General features: G+C 31.5%; 22 protein-coding genes. 14 read left to right on the forward strand and 8 right to left on the reverse strand.

The window, feature by feature from the left end; all coding sequences use genetic code 11:
* Positions 1 to 331 precede the first annotated feature (331 nt).
* The 6 genes from JHL18_RS21110 to JHL18_RS21135 all read left to right on the forward strand — a co-directional run bounded on the left by JHL18_RS21110 (position 332) and on the right by JHL18_RS21135 (position 9,062).
* A complete protein-coding gene (locus tag JHL18_RS21110) occupies positions 332 to 2,032 on the forward strand; it encodes a molecular chaperone HscC (RefSeq protein ID WP_200272911.1) in 1,701 nt (566 codons plus the stop codon).
* On the forward strand, positions 2,032 to 3,936 hold the full coding sequence (locus JHL18_RS21115) for a hypothetical protein (RefSeq protein WP_200272913.1): 1,905 nt from the start codon (positions 2,032 to 2,034) through the stop codon (positions 3,934 to 3,936). The genes JHL18_RS21110 and JHL18_RS21115 overlap by 1 nt, the downstream gene beginning before the upstream one ends.
* Positions 3,937 to 4,373: 437 nt before the next feature.
* The gene (locus tag JHL18_RS26090; protein WP_243278082.1) at positions 4,374 to 5,573 is read left to right on the forward strand and encodes a 3'-5' exonuclease; all 1,200 of its coding nucleotides are present in this window, start codon (positions 4,374 to 4,376) and stop codon (positions 5,571 to 5,573) included.
* 176 nt (positions 5,574 to 5,749) lie between these two features.
* Positions 5,750 to 7,120, forward strand: a complete 1,371-nt coding sequence (locus JHL18_RS21125; RefSeq protein WP_200272915.1) for a S41 family peptidase — start codon at positions 5,750 to 5,752, stop codon at positions 7,118 to 7,120.
* Positions 7,121 to 7,329: 209 nt separating this feature from the next.
* On the forward strand, positions 7,330 to 8,133 hold the full coding sequence (locus JHL18_RS21130; protein ID WP_200272917.1) for a hypothetical protein: 804 nt from the start codon (positions 7,330 to 7,332) through the stop codon (positions 8,131 to 8,133).
* Positions 8,134 to 8,159: 26 nt separating this feature from the next.
* Entirely contained in the window at positions 8,160 to 9,062 is a 903-nt protein-coding gene (locus tag JHL18_RS21135; protein ID WP_200272919.1) for a CPBP family intramembrane glutamic endopeptidase, read from the forward strand.
* A gap of 126 nt (positions 9,063 to 9,188) precedes the next feature.
* On the opposite strand, the gene JHL18_RS21140 is transcribed toward JHL18_RS21135, so the two are convergent.
* Positions 9,189 to 10,235, reverse strand: a complete 1,047-nt coding sequence (locus JHL18_RS21140; RefSeq protein WP_200272921.1) for a beta family protein — start codon at positions 10,233 to 10,235, stop codon at positions 9,189 to 9,191.
* Between the two features lie 171 nt (positions 10,236 to 10,406).
* Between JHL18_RS21140 and JHL18_RS21145 the strand changes: the two genes are divergently transcribed.
* On the forward strand, positions 10,407 to 11,270 hold the full coding sequence (locus tag JHL18_RS21145) for an RCC1 domain-containing protein (protein ID WP_243278084.1): 864 nt from the start codon (positions 10,407 to 10,409) through the stop codon (positions 11,268 to 11,270).
* Positions 11,271 to 11,575: 305 nt separating this feature from the next.
* Here the strand turns inward: JHL18_RS21145 and JHL18_RS21150 are convergent, their stop codons facing one another.
* The 4 genes from JHL18_RS21150 to JHL18_RS21165 form a co-directional block, all read right to left on the reverse strand.
* Entirely contained in the window at positions 11,576 to 12,358 is a 783-nt protein-coding gene (locus tag JHL18_RS21150) for a class I SAM-dependent methyltransferase (protein ID WP_200272923.1), read from the reverse strand.
* A 63-nt stretch (positions 12,359 to 12,421) separates the two neighbouring features.
* Entirely contained in the window at positions 12,422 to 12,667 is a 246-nt protein-coding gene (locus JHL18_RS21155) for a YoaP domain-containing protein (protein ID WP_200272925.1), read from the reverse strand.
* Between the two features lie 88 nt (positions 12,668 to 12,755).
* Positions 12,756 to 12,983 carry a hypothetical protein gene (locus JHL18_RS21160; protein ID WP_200272927.1) on the reverse strand — a complete coding sequence of 76 codons (228 nt, stop codon included), beginning with the start codon at positions 12,981 to 12,983 and terminating at the stop codon, positions 12,756 to 12,758.
* Positions 12,984 to 13,264: 281 nt separating this feature from the next.
* Positions 13,265 to 13,606: a hypothetical protein gene (locus tag JHL18_RS21165; protein ID WP_200272929.1), complete on the reverse strand. Its 342-nt coding sequence runs from the start codon at positions 13,604 to 13,606 to the stop codon at positions 13,265 to 13,267.
* 611 nt (positions 13,607 to 14,217) lie between these two features.
* On the opposite strand from JHL18_RS21165, the gene JHL18_RS21170 reads away from it, so the two are divergent.
* The 6 genes from JHL18_RS21170 to JHL18_RS21195 all read left to right on the forward strand — a co-directional run bounded on the left by JHL18_RS21170 (position 14,218) and on the right by JHL18_RS21195 (position 17,353).
* On the forward strand, positions 14,218 to 14,580 hold the full coding sequence (locus JHL18_RS21170; RefSeq protein WP_200272931.1) for a DUF2089 domain-containing protein: 363 nt from the start codon (positions 14,218 to 14,220) through the stop codon (positions 14,578 to 14,580).
* 21 nt (positions 14,581 to 14,601) lie between these two features.
* Positions 14,602 to 14,970, forward strand: a complete 369-nt coding sequence (locus tag JHL18_RS21175) for an SHOCT-like domain-containing protein (RefSeq protein WP_200272933.1) — start codon at positions 14,602 to 14,604, stop codon at positions 14,968 to 14,970.
* A gap of 69 nt (positions 14,971 to 15,039) precedes the next feature.
* Positions 15,040 to 15,300: a hypothetical protein gene (locus JHL18_RS21180; protein WP_200272935.1), complete on the forward strand. Its 261-nt coding sequence runs from the start codon at positions 15,040 to 15,042 to the stop codon at positions 15,298 to 15,300.
* A 418-nt stretch (positions 15,301 to 15,718) separates the two neighbouring features.
* On the forward strand, positions 15,719 to 16,288 hold the full coding sequence (locus JHL18_RS21185) for a bifunctional transcriptional activator/DNA repair enzyme AdaA (protein ID WP_200272937.1): 570 nt from the start codon (positions 15,719 to 15,721) through the stop codon (positions 16,286 to 16,288).
* A 5-nt stretch (positions 16,289 to 16,293) separates the two neighbouring features.
* Positions 16,294 to 16,764, forward strand: a complete 471-nt coding sequence (locus tag JHL18_RS21190; protein WP_200272939.1) for a methylated-DNA--[protein]-cysteine S-methyltransferase — start codon at positions 16,294 to 16,296, stop codon at positions 16,762 to 16,764.
* Complete coding sequence (locus JHL18_RS21195) at positions 16,751 to 17,353, forward strand: DNA-3-methyladenine glycosylase family protein (RefSeq protein ID WP_200272941.1); 603 nt, start codon at positions 16,751 to 16,753, stop codon at positions 17,351 to 17,353. Before JHL18_RS21190 ends, JHL18_RS21195 begins: the two co-directional genes overlap by 14 nt.
* A gap of 178 nt (positions 17,354 to 17,531) precedes the next feature.
* On the opposite strand, the gene JHL18_RS21200 is transcribed toward JHL18_RS21195, so the two are convergent.
* Genes JHL18_RS21200 through JHL18_RS21210 form a run of 3 tightly spaced genes read right to left on the reverse strand, consistent with a single transcriptional unit; the run spans position 17,532 to position 18,505 of the window.
* Positions 17,532 to 17,777: a DUF2178 domain-containing protein gene (locus JHL18_RS21200; protein WP_200272942.1), complete on the reverse strand. Its 246-nt coding sequence runs from the start codon at positions 17,775 to 17,777 to the stop codon at positions 17,532 to 17,534.
* Between the two features lie 9 nt (positions 17,778 to 17,786).
* On the reverse strand, positions 17,787 to 18,308 hold the full coding sequence (locus tag JHL18_RS21205) for a hypothetical protein (RefSeq protein WP_200272944.1): 522 nt from the start codon (positions 18,306 to 18,308) through the stop codon (positions 17,787 to 17,789).
* Between the two features lie 2 nt (positions 18,309 to 18,310).
* On the reverse strand, positions 18,311 to 18,505 hold the full coding sequence (locus JHL18_RS21210; protein ID WP_200272946.1) for a helix-turn-helix transcriptional regulator: 195 nt from the start codon (positions 18,503 to 18,505) through the stop codon (positions 18,311 to 18,313).
* Positions 18,506 to 18,820: 315 nt separating this feature from the next.
* Between JHL18_RS21210 and hcp the strand changes: the two genes are divergently transcribed.
* The gene (gene hcp, locus JHL18_RS21215; protein ID WP_200272948.1) at positions 18,821 to 20,467 is read left to right on the forward strand and encodes a hydroxylamine reductase; all 1,647 of its coding nucleotides are present in this window, start codon (positions 18,821 to 18,823) and stop codon (positions 20,465 to 20,467) included.
* Positions 20,468 to 20,471: the final 4 nt, after the last annotated feature.

Consider the following 20,471-nt stretch of genomic DNA (forward strand, 5'->3'; position numbering starts at 1 on the left):
TATTTGCATGCATATTTTCCGATTACTTTCCTTATTCCGATTGCACTTCCAAAGCTAATTGCTAAAAAAGAAGCTATCACGTTGTGTAATAGCTTCTTTAATCACTCTTAACTTAATGACATTGAGTGACCATCTTCAGCAACTTTTTTATTTCCATTGGAACTAAAATTACACTATTTATTAATTTATACAAGGTAGAGTGCTCTTGAAAAATATGTTACAATATGTATATTATAGTCTAAAGTTGTGATTTTAATGGAAATTATAATTTAGACGAAAAATTGCTTAGAAATAATGTAAATATATTAGAGAATTGGAAGGGGAAGATTTTATGCCTGCAATAGGAATTGACTTAGGAACAACAAATAGTCTTGTGGCTTATTGGACTGAGGATGGGCCTAGAATAATACCAAATATACATGGGTCAAACCTTACGCCATCTGTGGTTGGGGTTGATGATAATAATGAAATACTTATAGGAGCAGTTGCAAAGGAAAGGCTTATAACTCATCCGCATATGACTGCGTCTGTATTTAAACGATATATGGGAACAAATAAAGAGTACAAGCTTGGTAAATATTCATTTACACCAGTGGAATTATCCTCATTTATATTAAGAGCTTTAAAAGAGGATGCGGAAGCTTTCTTTGGAGAAGAAGTGAAGGAAGCAGTTATAAGCATACCTGCTTATTTTAATGATACCCAAAGAAAGGCAACAAAACAGGCAGCAGAGCTTGCAGGCCTTAAGGTGGAAAGGCTTATTAGTGAACCTACTGCAGCAGCTATAGCCTATGGTCTTCATCAAGAAGAGGAGGAAACTCAATTCATAGTTTTTGACTTAGGTGGAGGAACCTTTGATGTATCTATATTAGAATTATTTGAAGGAGTAATGGAGGTTAGATCCATATCAGGAGATAACTTTTTAGGAGGAGAGGATTTCACAAATCTTTTAGTGTCTTATTTTATAGATAGTGAAAAGCTTGAAGTGGAAGCTTTAAGTTCAATGGAGAAATCCGCACTTTACAAACAGGCGGAGATTTGCAAGAGAGCAATTGGTGAAAACAATTCGGGAACTATGACTTTTACTTTCGGTGATAAAACCTATGAAAAAGTTATAAATAAAGATGAATTTGATAAATTAGCAACTCAGCTATTATTTAGATTTAGAAATCCTATTGAACGTGCTTTAAGGGATGCGGAGCTTAGTCCTAGCGAAATGGATGCGGTAATTCTTATAGGTGGAGCAACTAGAATGCCTATAATAAAATCTGTAGTTAGTAAGATGTTTGGAAAGCTGCCATATACAAATATAAATCCTGATGAAGCGGTTGCTTTGGGAGCTGCAATTCAGGTTGCCTTAATGGAGAGAAATGAGGCTTTAAAAGAAATGGTACTTACTGATGTATGTCCATACACTCTTGGAGTAGAAACTAGTACTAGGCATAGTGATGGAACTATAGAATCAGGATACTTTCTCCCAATCATTGAGAGGAACACAACTATCCCTGTAAGCCGAGTAAAATCCCTTGTTACCATAGTGGATAATCAATCCATAATGCAGATATCTGTTTATCAAGGTGAAGGCCGTAAGATTAACGAAAATCTATGGCTTGGAGAATTTGAGATAAATCTTCCAAAAGGTCCAGCAGGAAAAGAAGCGGTTGATTTAAGATATACCTATGATATCAATGGGCTTCTAGAAGTAGAAGCAAAGGTACTATCCAGTGGTGAAGTTAAAAGCGTAGTTATTGAGAAGAATAAAGGAACTATGACAAAGAAAGAAATTGAAGAAAGATTAAAGGCCTTGAAGGATATAAAAATCCACCCTAGAGATAAAATGGAGAATAAACTTCTGCTTGCAAAAGGAGAGAGGTTATATCAAGAATCTTTACGAGATAAACGTCAATATATAGCAAGCTTGCTTAAAGACTTTGATGGAGTTTTAGCAAGTCAGGATGATAAAGCTATAAAAAAAGCAGCAAAGGAACTAGAAGGAAAATTAAACCAACTGGAAGGGTGGCTTGATTATTAATGAGCATGTGGCAGGTGCTTGAAATCGAACCTACTGGAGAAGTGAAGGAAATAAAGAGAGCTTATGCAAAGAAATTAAAAAAAACTAATCCAGAAGATGATCCAGAAGGATTTCAGGTCCTTAAAGAAGCATATGATAGTTGCTTAAGATATGCTAAAAATCATAAGAAGAATATAGGATATAACGATTTATCCTTAAGAGGTGAAGATTTAGACACTGTTCGTTCTGAAGCGTTCAATGAAAATGACAATGGTGATATTTATAATGAAAGCAATAATCAAAGATTTGTTGATTTAAAAATAACAAATGAAGAGGACAACTTAGACGATTATAACTATAAGACACCTCCTCGCATCAATATAAAAGAGGAGGAAGTTAATCTTGGCGAGCAAATTGATGTTTTCTTTGAAAAGGTACAGGCTTTATATGACGATTTCGTTAAGCGCGTTGATCTAAAGTATTGGAAAGAACTTTTAAATGATGAAGTAATGTGGAAATTCGAACTTAGGAATCAACTTGGTGATAGAATGGCGGATTTTTTAATAGAGAATTATTACCTGCCAAGAGATGTATTTAAGTTGCTTGGTGAGAGTTTCCAAATCGATGAAGAAAAATGGCATACTCATTATGATTATCCAAGGGAGATAGTAAACTACATATTTTTGCAGTTAAGTAATGAGGACAGAATTACAAGATATAACTATTTGGATGACAATGCAAATGTTGATTTTAGTAAGTACGTAAAATATAGAGAAGATGCTTTTATCGCATTAATGAACAATGAACTGGGCAATGCAAGGAAGTTCATTGTGCTTGCAGAAGAGATATATGATAAAGATCCATATTTAAAAATCATGAATAGTGAATATTATATTAGGGTTAATGATGATAGCACTGCTCGTGATAACTTTAATGCTGCGAGAGAGTTAGCAAAAGATGACATTGCAATATATTTATATCAAGCGAAAACCTATACTTATGCTAAGAAAATCGATAAAGCTATAAAAGTTTATAGATTCTTAGTGAATGGTAATCCAGAGGATTTAGGCTTAAGGGAACTGTTAGGAAAAAGTTATATTGAGAATTCAGATTTTGTTAATGCAAGTAAAGTCTTTAGAGAGACTTTGCAAGTAGAACCAGAAGATAGAGTTGCTAGAGATTATCTAACTAGAATACTTCGTTATGCGAGAAATGAAAATAATTCTAAAATTATAAGTCGTGATTTAAAGAAAGAATGCAAAAACATAGAGAAAGCTTTAAGTGCAAGGAAAATAGAGAGAGATTTAAAAGCAAAAAAGTTAGATAAAGATTTAAAAACAAAGAAATTAGATAAAGACTTAAAGGCAAAAAACATTAATGTTAAATCAGGGGAAAAATCTACAAATGGACGATTTTCATATCGCCTATTTGGATATTTGGCTTTGATAGCTGGAATTATAAAGGCTCTATTTGTTATTGGAAAAAATGTATCTTCTGAAACTATGGGCAATATAATAGTATTACTAATATTAGCAGGTATTATGTATCCTTGCTTTAAGTATTTCAAAAAGGCAAGATCTAGAGATATACAAGGTAAAAAAAGATTCTTTTATATATTTTTAAATATAGTTGTAGCAATAGTGGCATTAATAGATGGGTTTCTTTTAATAATTGGTGTGCTAGATTTAATGGGTCCAATTGGAAAAAATGAATCATCTTCTAGTAGTGGAGTTATAATAGTATTACTAATATTAGCAGGTATTATGTATATTTGCTTCAAGTATTTCAAAAAGGCAAGAACCAGAAATATACAAGGCAAAAAAAGATTGTTTTATATATTTTTAAATATAGCTGTAGCAATAGTGGCGTTAATAGATTTCTTGTTTTTAATAGTTGGTGTGCTAGATTTAATGGGCTTAGCTTAAATATATAATACTTCAAGCCTTGGAAAGTAAAGTATCAAAAAGTCAATTTGGTGATTTAAAAGTCACAGGATTGGCTTTTGTATTTATAAGTTAGTTATTTTTAAAAGCATAAGTGTGATTTTTGCAAGATTCTATAATATAGGCTCTTATTTTTAACATTTAGCAATCACCAAAGAAGGCAAAGTCATGAAATCAAGCTTATCTTTTTGTGAAAAATCAAGCTCGTAGCGGGGAGAACACTAAGGTAATACTAGGTAGGAATAGAAACAATATTAATTTGATATGTGGTGGTTTCTACCATATAATAATTATATTAATAAGAATAATGAAAGTTAAGATGATTAAGAATTAGAAGGGTTCTATTACGAAAATTAAAGTTAACCTTAGGCATGGATAACTTAGTATTTGAAGTTGGAAACCTATAAAGGAGAAAATATATGATAGAAACTAAAAGAGAATGGAAGACTTTTGAATCCATGGAGGAAGAACTTGAGAAACTTAGAGACTGGCATTTAATATCTCCAAAAGCTTCGGAAGTAAAAGCCTTTTATTATAAAGGTGCTTATACAGACAAGCATATAGAATGTAAGGTTGCTGGATATGTAGATGATAATGAACTAGTGCTTTATGTTGATGGAAAGCTTCATAGTATTCATCCAGATTATTTCTTGGACATGCAGAAAAAAGATTTTTCACTATATGGTTCAATTGAAGAACCGGGATTAGATAAAAATAAAAAAATAGATGAAACTAAAAAAGATAAAAAAACAGATGAAAGTAAGTTGAGTAATAAAAAAGCGGAGAAAAAAGAGCGATTTATAGTAGTTGATATAGAAACACCTCATAGCTTTTCTCCAAAAGACGGAATAAGGGAAGTAGCAGCTACAGTCGTTGAAGATTATGAAGTTATAGACAAGTTACACTTAGCAATTATTACTGATGAAGAAGAATATAAAAAAGGTTATGGCGCAGGCCTCGAGAATATCGAGGAAAACGAAGCTTTAAGAGAAGAATTCAAAAATTTCCTTCTTAAATATAAGTATCCACTAGTAGCTCATAATGCTAGCTTTGATAAAAGTTTTCTTGATTTCTGGAACTGGGTAGATAAAGATCAGGTATTTTATTGTAGCATGAATACAATAAGAAAGATGGAAAAGTTAGATAGTTATAAGTTAAAGGATTTATTAGAACATTACGGTATAAAAGATGGCCAAGAGCATACTGCAATGCAAGATGTATTAGATTTATTAGAACTCTTGAAAAAACTAAAACCTAAAAAATGGAGCAAATTAGGTGGAAATACTAGTGCTAGTGAAACAAAACCTAAAAGAAGTTTCATGTTTGATAAAGAAGAAAGAGAAGAAAATAAAGCTAGGCTTGAACGAGCTAAGGAAAACATCATAGAGGATATATTACATAGTAAAAACATAGTATTTACGGGAGAGACCGTGAAAGACAGAGTAGAGCTTTCAGAACTTGCTATTATGTATGGTGGAAATGTAAAAAGTGGTGTAAGCAAAAAGACAAATATTCTAGTTGTAGGCGAGAATCCAGGAAGTAAACTCAGTAAAGCACAGGAGCTTGGAATTGAAGTACTGTCTGAGGAAGAGTTTTTAAATCTCATAAATAATAAATAATACAGACAAAGATAGAGTAGAAATACAGCTAATTAAATAAATACACATAAAAAGCAGTTAAAGAAAGTCTCTTTAGCTGCTTTTTTATATATTGCATACAATAATCAACATCGTATTGAAAATTATGGTAAAATATATATATTATAAATCCATAAATGATTATATAAATTTTCAAAGTGGAGTTGGTTATTACGAAATTTAAGTTAGGCAATATAAAAATTAATAAAATATATCTAGTTCTTATAACAGCAATTATTTTAACAGCAATAATATTTACTATTGAGGCTGTTAAGTTTAAAAAAGCTGATAAAGCTGTGAGTAAAGATTACCCTGCTAACAAAGTAATTAAGGACTTATCCCAAGAGGAAAAAATAGAAGACTTTAATTATTTATATAAAGTGATAGAAGAGAACTATCCCTTTTTGGAAGTTAATAAAAGAGTGAATAATATAGATTGGGAGAAAAATAAAGAACTGTATATTCAAAGGGTAAAAGAAACTGAAAATGATACTGACTTTTTTATGGTTTTGCAAGGAATATTAAATGATTTAAATAATGCACACACCTCTATGTATAAAGTAAATGCTGAAGAAATAAAGGATCTTTTAAAAAAGAAAGATGAGATAGATAAAGAAAAACATAAATACAACTGGCATGAAAGAAATACACTTGATATATTACAGAACAAAACCTTTCTAGAAAGAAACAATATAGATGCTAGTAATAAAAATCTCGATGATAATAAATCCAAGGATAATGGAAAGCAGGAAGCAAGAGAAAGTACTCATGGCGATAATATTATCGCTAAAGATATAGTTGAAAATAAGGTTGGCTATATACGGATAAAGTCCTTTGATGATAGTAGTATGGAAGAGGATGAGAAGGCTCTTAACAAGTATTTAGAAAAAGTAAGTGATTACAAAAGCCTAATAATTGATATAAGAGGAAACAGAGGTGGAACGGATGCTTATTGGAAGAAGGTTTTATTTCCAAGGATTATTAATAAACCATTTTCCAGTACAACATATAGCTTTTATAGGGATGGCGACATTTCAAAAGAGTATTTAAGATACACTTATGGTGATGACTTAAAAGGGGTAGGCGTAGTAAACAAGGATTTAATAAGCAAGCTTCCTAATCTTCCTAAAGAAGTATTGAGTGATTTTAAATATTACGAGACTGATGAAGATGAGATTAGTCCTAAAGCTTCAATAAATTATAAAGGAAATATATATTTACTAGTGGACAAATCAGTATATTCTGCGGCAGAATCCTTAGCGGTTTTTTGCAAACAAAGTAAACTAGCTACTTTGGTAGGAGAAAAAACTAAAGGTGGAGCCAATGGAATCGGTCCAACCACAGTAATGCTGCCTAAAAGTGCGTTTTTATTCGAATTTGAGACAGCTCTTGGTACGCATTTAGATGGAACCTGTGATGAAGAGTTTAACACTGAACCGGATGTTTATGTTAAGGATTCAAGTATAAATGAGGATTTGCAGATAGATAATTGTATTAATGAGGTACTAAGATTAGAAAAAATCAATTAAAATTAAACTTAAAATAATGCTTTCAATTAAAGTATGAAGTATTATTTTAATAAATCACAATAATATGTAGCATGGCTATAAAGATGTATCAGTTCAACCGGAGATCTATTTTTAAAACTCTTACTGATTTTTGTGAGATGATTTTAAAAATAATAGATTATTACAAAGGGTACATTTATAGATATAAAATGCGGAAGAAGGATGAATTTATGTTCAATATTGAAGCAATAGTAGAGTATTTATTACCATATGCGTTAAAGTTTGAGGAATTGTATAACTATGATATTCCAAAGGATAAGGATCTTATGTTGTTAAAAGAAAAGGGCATAATTAGCTTTGAGCAATGTCAAGAGCTGCAGCAGATGGAAAGTAGTTTTGAGAAAAATGCAGAACTAAAATTGATGGTATCTTCTGGTTTAAATAAGATGGATTCGATTCAAGATAGAAAGCTAGTTTATAAATGGATAGTATCTACCTGGGGTGGGATAAACTCAATTAATGTTGAAAAGCTAAACTCTTCAGTAGAGGATTTTCTAAAGAAAAGGGCAGAGGGAGCTAATTACTCCAAAATAGAAAGCAGAGCAAGTGTAACAAAGGTTTTAAGTTTTATTGATCCTGAGAAATACATTATTTACGATACAAGAGTGGCATATTCTATTAACTGGATACTTCTAAAAACTAATGCTTCTGAGATGTTCTTTCCTATGTCAGAGGGAAGAAACTCAAAGCTTACAGGAGTAAATATTGAAACTCTAATAAGGCTGTCTAGAGCTAGTGAGTATTTAAATAATTTAGAGGATAAAAAAGTTATGAGTAAAGTTGATAAGAAAGTATTTATAGAAGATGCTTTGGCTTATCCAATGCTTTGTGACTTGATATCTGATATTAATGATAAACTTTGGAATGATGACAGGAGAAAGTATCCTTTCTATACGGAAATGCTTTTGTTTGCAATAGCTGACAATATAATATTTGAGGATATTTTGAAGACTTGCTGCATAAGTTTTGCTTAAAAATATTGAAGGGTATAACAGTTTTTATGGAGAAGATAAATTTTAAATTAAAGAAAAACACATTGTTTACAAAGGCTCATAGCAAAAAGATCAAATATAATATTATTACTATAATCATCACCTATTTTTGTTTATGGCTGGTAGGATTATTTCTAGGACGTTTGATTTATAATGGACTACTTGCATTAGTAACTGATAAAGCAAGTGACGTGCAAAGTTACATACAAGTAATTAGAAAGATTGTAGTATGTGGTGTGCAGATTACATTGTTTTTTATATGGGTTAAGTTTGTTGAGAAAAGGCCTATAAAGACAATGGGGTTTAGTGCAGAGCGTCCTGCATTAAGCTATATATGTGGCGTGGTTGCTGGCTTCTTATCAATTCTAATAATAACTGCCTTATTAATAATTTTTAAGGTTGTACAAGTAAAAGGAATAAATACAAGTTTTTCACCCTTACTATTTATATTAATAGTTATTTCATGGATGGTTCAAAGTTCAGCGGAGGAGATTGCTATAAGAGGCTGGCTTATTCCTAGCTTAGGCAATAAAAGCACTCCATTTACCTCAATAGTTATTACTTCAATAATCTTTGGAATACTTCACTTATTTACTTCAGGAGTAACGATATTATCTTTTATAAATCTTATTTTATCAGGAGCTTTCTTTGCACTCATTGCCATATACTATAACAATATTTGGGGAGTTCTAGGTTTGCATTTTATGTGGAATCTTACTTTGGGAAATATCTTTGGATTTCCAGTGAGCGGTTTTTATGGTTATGGAGAAAGTATATTGCTTACAGAAGCGACTTCGGCAAGCTTTCTTACTGGGGGCACTTTTGGGCCAGAAGGTGGATTTATTGCGACGGTTATTGTGCTAATTGGGATCTTTGTCATGGGGTTTAAACTTTATTGTAAATATAAGTAGAGATCACTTAGATATTTAATTTAAAGAACTAATATGAGCAGGAAAATGTAATTTTATGATTATAAGATGAATTTGGAGCATGGATGAATATGTTTAAATATATTCATCCATGCTCCAATTTATATTCTATAAAACCTCATCCATTGATTTTATATAGTGACATATAGTTAGTGTCTTCCATCTAGGGGCATAATTGATTTTCACTTTCCCCTGTAGCATTCTCTCGATTAAGGTGCAGCCATAGCAGGAGTACTTATGATTTTTAGGGATACTTGCCCAGTAAGATGAAAAAGTGTATTTAGGTAATACCATGGTTTCAAAGGATCTAACTTTTTTGTAGAGACCCTTATATCCAATGTAATTGTTTGATAATGCAGAGTAGTGGATATATGCTGGGCTTGAAACGGGGATGTTTTCTAAATTAGAAACCTTTATGCCTGCGAAGTCACCAAAAGCATCAAATTTATATTTTGGGCTATTATATAAAACTATAAGATCAGTACTTGCGTCCTGTATAATCTGATTGTCTATAAGTTTAGTGTTTGTTAATTTATCAGGAAGTGCTGAATGCAGTATTACAGTGGTATATCCTAGTGTATTTTTCAACGTATTAATTTCTGAATACATGTGGAGTAGAGATGGATTATTATGTTTTTGCTGAAAGATATCAAGTAGAACAATATCTTGTGGTTTCAAAACTGTTTTTAATTCATCAATTATTGAGTTGTTATAAGGTACAAAAATTCTAAATGCAAGCTTCTTGTAATTAGGTCTTAGTAATCTTACTTGCTCTACAATAAGTTCTTTAATATAAGGAGTATTAGGATTATAAGATACTACAGGTACTAATCTTCCAGGGCAAATATCTGATAACAAATTTAAATAAATACATCTCATAATCTGATTTTCATAAATATGAGAAAGAAATTCGCTAACAGAACTCTTTGTTCTTTTAGATAATTTAATATACATAGGAATGTCGACAAAAAAAGGATTGGTCATATTATTAAATAATTGCTTACTAAAGGCTTTAAGATCTAATTTTGAATTCTCACGAGGCTTATCTGATACTAACTCAATAAGTGGCATTACTTTAGTTGATGTCTTTTGATATTTCAGTGCATCTCTCTCAGCTGTCAAACTTCTTAGCACAGGTACATATTTAAAAGTCATAGCAGTTCCTTACACAATTATTTCCTTAATGTAATATGCTGCTTAAATCATAAATATGCTATAATAATAAATACAATTATGAGAATAAAATAGAGCCATATTCAAAATATAAAGAATTAACTTGTTATATATGAGGGTTAATATAAAAAAACAAAGATCTAAAGAGACTTAATGATGAAGAATGTAAGAGGTAGTTACATGAGTGATGTAAGAAAGACCATAGCGGCAGGTCATCGCCATACTATTGGTATTAGATCAGACGGAACGGTTATGGCTAAAGGTGATAATAAATGTGGACAATGTGATGTAAGCAGCTGGAGCGACATTGTTTCGGTGGATGCAGGTAATGTTCATATGGCGACGAACACGGGCAATTCTCATACAGTGGGACTTAAGTCTGACGGTACTGTGGTGGCTGTAGGGTGGAATAAGCATGAGCAATGTAATGTTGATGACTGGCAAGATATAGTTGCAGTTGCAGCGGGTTGGCGTCGTACTGTTGGACTTAAACAAAATGGCACGGTGGTTGCAGCAGGTCGAAATAATGAAAGTCAATGTGAGGTAAGTCACTGGACTGATATTGTCGCAGTAACAGCAGGGGATTGGCATACAGTTGGACTTAAAGCAAATGGCACAGTTATGGCTGTGGGTAATAATAGATATGGTCAAGGCAACGTAAGTGACTGGACAGACATAGTAGCAGTAGCTGCAGGGTATCTTCATACGGTTGGTCTTAGAGCCGATGGTACAGTGGTTGCTACAGGTAAAAATAATGAAGGTCAATGTGATGTAAGGGATTGGAACGATATTGTAGCTATAGCCGTGGGGAGTAGTCATACCATAGGTCTTAAAGCTGATGGGACTGTTGTGGCTGTAGGCTGGAATGAGTATGGACAGTGTAATGTTAGTAGCTGGCGATATATAGTGGCAGTTGCAGCTGGATGTGCTCATACCGTAGGTCTTAAAGCTGACGGCACTTTTGTTGCTGTAGGAGATAATGAATATGGTCAATGCGATGTAAGCATATATAGATAAACCAGTTCCAAATAGAATCTATATTTGATAAGCCTATTACCATTTATAGTTATCAAAATTATTATTTAGTTTTATTACATAGAACTGGATTATCTATTCCGCTGAACTGATAAACTACTTCAGTCATTAAACCCCAAATAAAGCTTTCGATGGTTCTACGAAGCTTTATTTGGATAAATTCTAATATGAAGTAGTTTATCTATAGATGTACCACTTCGAACCGAAAATTATTTTTGAAGATCTCACGGCTTCTGGTAGGAGAATTTACAAATAATATATTTTATTACGAAGTGGTTCATCTTTAATTATGGTTTTCTCGCAAGCTGTAAATCAATGGTATCATAAATTGTGATTTGACCGCCTAGAGTATCAATAGCTTCTTCAATTTCTGAAAAGAATTTTTTTCTAGTATTTTGTTCAATTGCAATATGGTCGGAATAAGTACCGAGAAGTGATATGTATTCTTTTGCGCCAAAAGACCTTGTTCTATGATATAATTTGTAGCTTATATCAACAAATCCGTATTTCTGTGCTATATCTGCACGTTTTTTTGCATTGTCCTTACTGTACTCATTAGGAGCAACACCATCAGGCATATATACAGAATAGATTTTTTGTAATGCTTCGTGAATTTCTTCTCTGCCTTTATCCTTATATGGATGGTTAGCGAAACGAGCAAAGACTCCGCCACTTTTTAGCATTTCATAAACCTTTTTGTATCCGATTTCTTCTGGTACCCAGTGAAATGCAGATGCAGAATAAATTAGATCGTATAAATTATTGTCGCACACAAAATCTTCAAATTTAGTTGTTACAGTTGAAAATTTAGGGAACTCCTTGAATTTTTCACGACATAATTGAGCCAAGTTTTCACCATATTCCACAGCAGTTAATTTACACCCAGTTTTTAAAATTGGTAGTGTTGCCTGTCCTCCGCCAATACCAATTTCGATAACATTACTGGATTCATTAATTGGGATATACTTAAAAATATCTTCGTACAGCTCCGAAACATATCCTGGTCGCATTTTTTCATACCTTTCGGCTTCTGTATTAAACGTCCATTCCAACCCTTTGATTATTGACATAATTACACCTCCATAATAAATACTCTTTTATTGGCAATCAGATATAACTCCATTTAAAACTACCTAAACTTGTCCGCTTTTTAGAATTCCTATATATCTTTGTTTATCAAAAATCCTATGTGTTAAGAACTTACCATCTACTATAATATTAAAAGTTCCATATGGAGATGGCGAATTTTGAGCCTCTATATGATTATCAATTTTATGTAACCTAATATCCAAGCTACATTCCTTTGCCGCTTCAGTAATATTCTTAATTGGACATTGGTCAGAATAAAGTACCGTTATTCCTTTTCCATTTATAATCATCTCCTTGCTATATAAATCAATCTTTTATGTTAACTAACCGTTGCGTCATAAATTACTACTGAGAACTATCATTATACTTATATTAATATTATCTTAAAAAAACACGAATTAGCCCTGATATTGCAGTTATTGACATTCCTAATACTTCTAATCTTTGATTTTTAACAAGGTTTAACATTATATCTTCAGGAACAAAATCCATTTCATCCATTTGATCTAATTTTTTTGATATTTTCCGTAGTTCTATAAATGAAACTAACATTAAAATTAGACCTAACGCAGTAGTAACAAAAGTAATAATTATCCACTTATTCACGATGTTTTTATTCCTCCTATGTTGTATTACTTTTTAAATACTTATACCACTCTGATTTAATTACTTGTAATTATACCATTAAAAACCAATTAAACCCAAGATATAATATAGTTAGTTGAAAATTATAACATTACTTTTTTACTTCTACACTGAATTCTCAAAGGGTATTGTTCATATTTTAAAATTGATCTGTTATATGTCATTATTCTTGCATTGAGACATAAAAAAACGCATTATTCATTTCTGAATAATGCGTTTTTTTATATTTTTCTAGTTTTTGATTATTGATTAATTCTTGATTGGTTTTTTGAAATCAATAGCAATATCCCAGAAAGTACAAATAATATTGATGTTACTATATAAAAAGTCCCAAATACTAAACCAATAATGGCATCTACTATTAGAATTATTCCTGATTTTTTCGAATTCTTTTTTGAATTTATAGACATCATAATTCCTAAAACTGCTAATCCAAAAATGACAAAAGAAAATACAATCATACTATATGAGGCTAAATCATTAATTTTATGCAAAGTAGTTATGCCTCCATACAGTACTAAAATCGAACTAATAACACCTATGACGCCTCCTATAATTCCTAAAATAGTCCCTAACTTTTTCATAAAAAATCCCCCTAATGATGTAATTAAAAAATAAATCCTTTTCATATTATACCATGGTATATTTTAATTCTTAAATCTAATATACTCCAATTAATTTAAATGAACTAAATATAATTACTCAAATGTTGATATATCACATGTTGTAACCTATGTGTATATTTTTTTACCTTATTAACTTATGTATTAAATAAATGTTGGTGTTTTATAGCTTGTCCTTTTATAGCAGTAACAACATTTATTTAATACATAATATAAGGCCTTTTTTATATTCTTAGTTTCAACAGTTACGTGGTATTAATAAGAGTTTTAAAAATAGATTTGGGATTGAAGTGGTACATCTTTAAAGGATTTCTACATCGAACAAGTATAACTTAATAGTTGAGTTAGGAATCCTATAAATCAAGTAAAATACAATTATTGATAATGAAGTTTTCTAACACATTTTACAGTAATATCACTGAAATATATATAAATAATTAATATGCTTATCAATAAAATTAATATTAAAATTAAAATAATTAATATATAAATTAAAAATTATAAAATAAATCAATAAATATATTGAAATTATAAATAATGGTAGTATAATAAAACTATGGAGAGTGATTTGTATGGCTTATAAAGTATTAACTCGATGTCCTGTATGTAGTTCAAAGCTTACAGTTACAAAGTTAAAATGCAAGAAATGTAATACTGTTATTGAAAATGACTTTGAACTTTCGAAGTTTTCTTACCTTACTGCGGAGCAACTAAACTTTGCAGATGTTTTTATAAAATGCAGAGGTAATATTAAAGATGTTGAAAAGGAACTTGGAATATCTTATCCCACAGTTCGAAGTAAAATTGAAGATCTAATTGTTTCATTAGGTTATGCACCTATTAAAGAAAAAGAAGACAACAGTTCTGAAGTGATTGACAAGCTTGAAAAAGGAGAGATTACAGCAGAGCAAGCGATAAATTTATTGAAAAAATAATTAAAAAGGGGATTGAATTAAATGAATGATGAAGTTATGAAAGTTTTAAAGATGCTTGAAGAGGGTAAAATTGACGCACAAAAAGCAGGAGAGTTAATAGATGTTTTATATGCTTCTAGAAGTGAGGTTCCTGCGATAATTAACGCTGATAAAATGCTAAAGATCAGAGTTAACTCCCAACATGGAGATAACGTAAATATAAATGTACCAGTTAAATTTATAAGAACCATAGGTGGCGCTATTAAGAGAATACCTAAAATAGAAGGCGTAGAAGGTATGGAGGATATAGATATTCAAGCTATTCTTCAGGCTGTAAGTGATGGACTGGACGGTACGATTGTAGATGTAAAAAGCGAAAAAGGGGACAGCGTTGAGATTAGTGTTGAATAACAGCATTAAAGGCACAGGCATTAATAATTCTTCTGTGCAGAAAAAGGAATGCAGAAGGGGATATGTGCAATGAGGATTTATATAAGAGAAAAAAGTGGTAGAAAGTTTTTTATTCCAGTACCTTTAAGTATTGCAAGTTTTGGCTGTAGGATAGCGTCCTTTGCTATAGAAAAGTCAGGAAAACATCTTAGTCAAGAACAAAGGGACATAATTGATTGCATAGATTTTGATGAGCTTGCAAGGAGTATAAAATATCTAAGAGGCTATAGAGGCTTAAAATTAGTGGAAGTTATCTCAGCAGATGGAGATGGAGTAACCATAACTCTGTAAATAAAATATTATAATTTTTAGAAGGTGGTTTTATATAGAGAGGCTTATATAAAGCTGCCTTTTGTTATTTGTTTTAATATGTTATATTTTGAACTTAGGCTATGTTTTAGAACAATATTGATATAGTTATTTATCCTTCAACATAAAATTACTTAATGAAATATAGGAAGATAAATAGTTTAATTTGATGTAAAATATGTTTGTAATAGGACTATTTTTTGAGAGATAATAATTAAACAAGCTTATGTACCAGGATGTGCATTAATGATTTATAAACCAGATCTGGCTAAGAAAGTATTATTATATTTTAAAATGAAGATTTAGGAAATACTTTAATGGATATAGAGAGTCTTGAGCCTAATATATGGTGCGATTGATTACAAAGATTTTTAGATGAACATTGATGAGGAGAAAGCCTATGAAGAAATATATTAAAATTTTAGACAGTGAAAAATGGCAAGCAGTTATCAGTTGTGACAGGAAATATGATGGTCTCTTCTTCTATGGAGTAAAGACAACAGGAATTTTCTGCATACCATCCTGCAAGTCTAAGACTCCAATACGTGAAAATGTGATTTTCTTTGATAATCCAGTAAAAGCTTTGGACAGTGGGTTCCGTCCATGCAAGAGATGTTGTCCAGATAAGGTTGATTTTCAACCTAATTTAGAGTTAGTAGAAAAGGCTGAAAATATATTTCATACATATTTTAATAAACAAGTTGATTTAAATGATATCTCAAAGGAACTTGGTGTTAGTGCAAACCACTTAAGTAGGCTTTTTAAACAGCATACTAAGTTTACTCCTACACAGTATATTATTAAGTTAAGGGTAGAAAAAGCAAAAGAATTTCTAAAGCAAAGCGATATGAATATTCTTGAGGTTTCTTATGCAACTGGTTTTAAGAGTTTATCTAATTTTTATAAATGTTTTAAGGAACAAACTGAGTTAACTCCAAGTGAGTATAGGAAAAGTAGAGGTGATCTGTAGTGCATATGTATTTATATGAATTTGAAATTGGTAAAATCGCTATAGCAGAAAATGATGGGAAAATAACTAATCTATATTTTCAGAATGATAAAATTCCTGAGGATATGAAAGTAAATGAAACTCCTATATTAAAGGAAGCTGCCAGGCAACTTGAAAGTTACATTGAAGGGAATCTTAAAGAGTTTTCTTTGCCTTTGGAACCACAAGGAACACCTTTTATGAAAGATGTTTGGTTAAAGCTTTGTGAAATTCCCTATGGTGAAACCGTAAGTTATAAGAGTATAGCTACTAAAATATGCAATCCTAAAGCCTCTCGTGCTATAGGCCTTGCAAATAACCGCAATCCAATACCAATATTTATTCCATGTCATCGTGTTATTGGTGCTAATGGTTCCCTTATTGGTTATCGTGGAGGAATTGAACTTAAAAAAACACTACTTGATATGGAGAGGGCAAAAGAAAATGCAGATTTTTGAATATGGAGAAAAAGAGATAGAATACTTAAAAAGTAAGGATAAAAAACTTGGCGCGGCCATAGAGAAAATTGGAATGATAAAACGTAAAGTTACTCCAGATCCATTTGAGGCACTTGTTTCAAGTATTATTGGCCAGCAAATTTCAACTAAGGCTGCAGAAACTGTGTGGAACAGATTATGTGTTCTACTTGAGAAAATTACACCAGAAACTATTGAGAAAACAAGTTTATCTGACATTCAAAGTTGTGGTATGACCTTGAGAAAAGCTGGATATATAAAGGGAATTGCAAGTGCTGCTGTTTCTGGTGAAATAAACTTTAATGAACTAAATGCTTTAAGCGATGAAGAAATTATAAAAAAGCTATCAGCACTTAATGGGATTGGCGTTTGGACAGCTGAGATGCTACTGATTTTCTCACTTTGTCGTCCTGATGTGGTGAGCTTCGGAGACCTAGCTATCCGTAGAGGTATGATGAATTTATATGGGCTTAAAGAACTTCCAAAGAAAAAGTTTGATACATATAGAAAAAGATACTCTCCTTATGGTTCTGTTGCATCATTATATCTATGGGCACTTTCAGTGATATAAAGAGTGACTACTCCATAAGATAGATATATAAAATAGATGAAAATAAGGGTGCCAAGATTAGTGATAGCTTTTGCTTTTTGTGATAGAATGAAGTCCTTGGTTGTTTAATACAATAAATTTATATGAGCATTAGAGTATACTAAGCTCGAAATAAAAACGAATCTACTAATGAAGCATCCTACTTTTTCATTGGTATTTTATTGAGTAAATGAATAATCACAAATATAACTATCATTAATAATAAAAGTGAGGCTTCCCAGGTAATTGAATATAAGTTTTTTGTGATTTTAACTTTAACTAGCATCTCAATTAAGAATATTCCGAGTCCAACTATGAGGGTTATGATAGCGGCATTTCCGGTTACTTCAATTGTTCTTTCATCACTGCCTTTTGCATAATTTTTAAGTTTTCTTTTAAAAAACATAATAACCTCCTATTTGTCTAGATTCTCATTCCACTTATTGTACTTCTTGATTTTTCGTTCTTTTAATAAAGTATCTATTATAAAAATCACTGCAGAGCCCAGTATAATACTTAAAAGCTGATTTACCCAAAATTCTAGGTTTCGGGTTACATCCTGTTTTTTAAGAATGTAATCCATTATTAAAGAAAATACTGTTAAGCTAATAGCGAATATAACAGATTCCTTAGCATAGATTAGTAATCTTCTTAGTTTTGATTTTCCTGTATTTTCAGCACTTAGCTCTTCTCCATTGTTTTTTCTTGGTAGTGTCGGTGAGTAGCTTCTGTTAAATCTTTGTACTATAAGGAAAGTGAAGGTAACGGAAAGTAAAATTATTAACTCACCTAATGTGCTTGAATAGTCATGAGTTACAATTATCTTAATTATCATCTCTAGGGTGCAGATAACATAAAAAAGTCCTAATACTGCTGTAGCGGTTTCTTCTAACTTTTTTTTACTTCTTTCATCCATAATAAATTTGCTTTTGCCCATTTCTACTCCTCCCAAAATAAATCATTTAAGGTTTTACCAAGCGCTTTGCATATGGCTATGGCTAGTTTTAGTGTAGGGTTATAGTTGCCAGCTTCAATCATACCTATGGTTTGCCTTGTAGCGCCCACAGCTTTGGCCAGTTCATCCTGTGACATATCTTTTTCAACTCTAGCCATTTTCAATCTTATGTTTTTCATGTAAGCTATAACCTCCTGTTCCATATTATGTATATATAGTATAATATGTTATACTAAATGTCAAATATATTTTGCATTATGCAAAATATATAGGGTATACGACATGGATAAGGGGTAATAGAAAGACGAGTGGCCACTTTGTAAATTGAAAAGCAATATTTGAAAATTACAATTGAATATTTATAAACGAAGTGACAATTTTGTTAATATACACCTTTGTTTTTGAATTTTCTGATAATTTATTGCATATATTGCCAATGTTACTGTAAAATATAGAAGTAAAGTCAAAAATATTGAATTGAAAGGATTGATATTATGGTTCAAGAAATGTTCTGTTATCAATGTGAACAAACTGCCGGCGGTAAAGGATGCACTAAAATTGGTGTATGTGGTAAGACCCCTGACATTGCAGCTATGCAAGATTTATTGATTTATCAGTTAAAAGGAATTAGTCTATATGCTAATGAACTTTTAAAAAATGGTGAAGTAATAGATAAAAGTGTAGTTTCTTTTGTAGAGGATTCATTATTTATGACCTTGACTAATGTTAATTTTGATCCTGCGGATCATAGGGCTAAATTAAAAAAATCTCAAGAAATCAAAGAATCTTTGCGTGAAAGAGTACAAGCTGGGAGAATACAAGCTCCTGAAGCATTATATGATTTAAGCGACTCTACTGAAGTTATGTTTGAAGATGCTAAAAAAGCTGGAATCATGTATGATGAGAATTTAGATCCTGACATTCGTTCTGTTAGAGAGACTATAAAGTATGGTCTAAAAGGAATTGCTGCCTATGCACATCAAGCAAGATTTGTGAAATACAATAATGATGAAGTGGATAACTTCTATTTTAAAGCTTTAGCTGCTTTAACCGATGACGCTTTAACCTTAGATGACTTAATTAAAGTATTAATTGAAACTGGAGAAGCCAGTGTTAAAATCATGGAACTTCTTGATACTGCTAATAATAGTCTTTATAGCGCGCCAACTCCTACAAAAGTAAATGTTAATAGAAAGAAAGGTCCGTTTATAGTCATTTCAGGACATGACTTAAAGGATTTAGAAATGCTGTTAAAGCAAACTGAAGGTAAAGGTATAAATATTTATACTCATGGCGAAATGTTACCTTCTCATGGATATCCTGAATTAAATAAATATGCTCACTTAGTAGGTAATTTCGGAAGTGCATGGCAAAATCAACAAAAAGAATTTGATAATATTCCTGGTTGCATCTTAATGACAACTAACTGTTTGATGAAACCAAGAGATTCTTATAAAGATAGAATTTTCTCAACAAGTGTTGTTGGATGGGATGGAGTTAAGCATATAGATAAAGATGAAAATGGATATAAGGATTTTACTGAAATAATAAATAAAGCCCTAGAATTAGGTGGTTTCGAAAAAGATGAGGAAGTAAAAGAAATTTTAGTTGGGTTTGGGCATAAAGCAACTTTAAGCCATGCTGATACAATAATAAATGCAGTTAAAGATGGTAAAGTTAAACACTTTTTCTTAATCGGAGGTTGTGATGGTGCTAAACCTGGAAGAAACTACTATACAGAATTTGCTGAAAAAGTTCCAAAGGATTCAATTATTCTTACCTTAGCATGTGGAAAATATCGTTTTAATAAACTACAGTTTGGCGAAGTTGCAGGACTTCCACGTTTATTAGATGTTGGACAATGTAATGATGCTTATTCAGCAGTTAGAATAGCTTTAGCTCTAGCTGATGCATTTAAATGTGGCGTTAATGATTTGCCTTTATCAATAATACTTTCTTGGTATGAACAAAAAGCTGTTGCTGATCTTTTAGCGTTGCTTTCATTAGGAGTAAAAGGAATGTATCTTGGGCCAAGCTTACCTGCATTCTTAACACCAAATGTATTACAATTCTTAATTGACAATTTTGATATAAAGCCAATAAGCACACCTGATGCGGATTTGAAACAAATATTAGGATAAATAA

Source organism: Clostridium yunnanense (genome assembly GCF_016595795.1).
Classification (GTDB): Bacteria; Bacillota; Clostridia; order Clostridiales; family Clostridiaceae; genus Clostridium_AR; species Clostridium_AR yunnanense.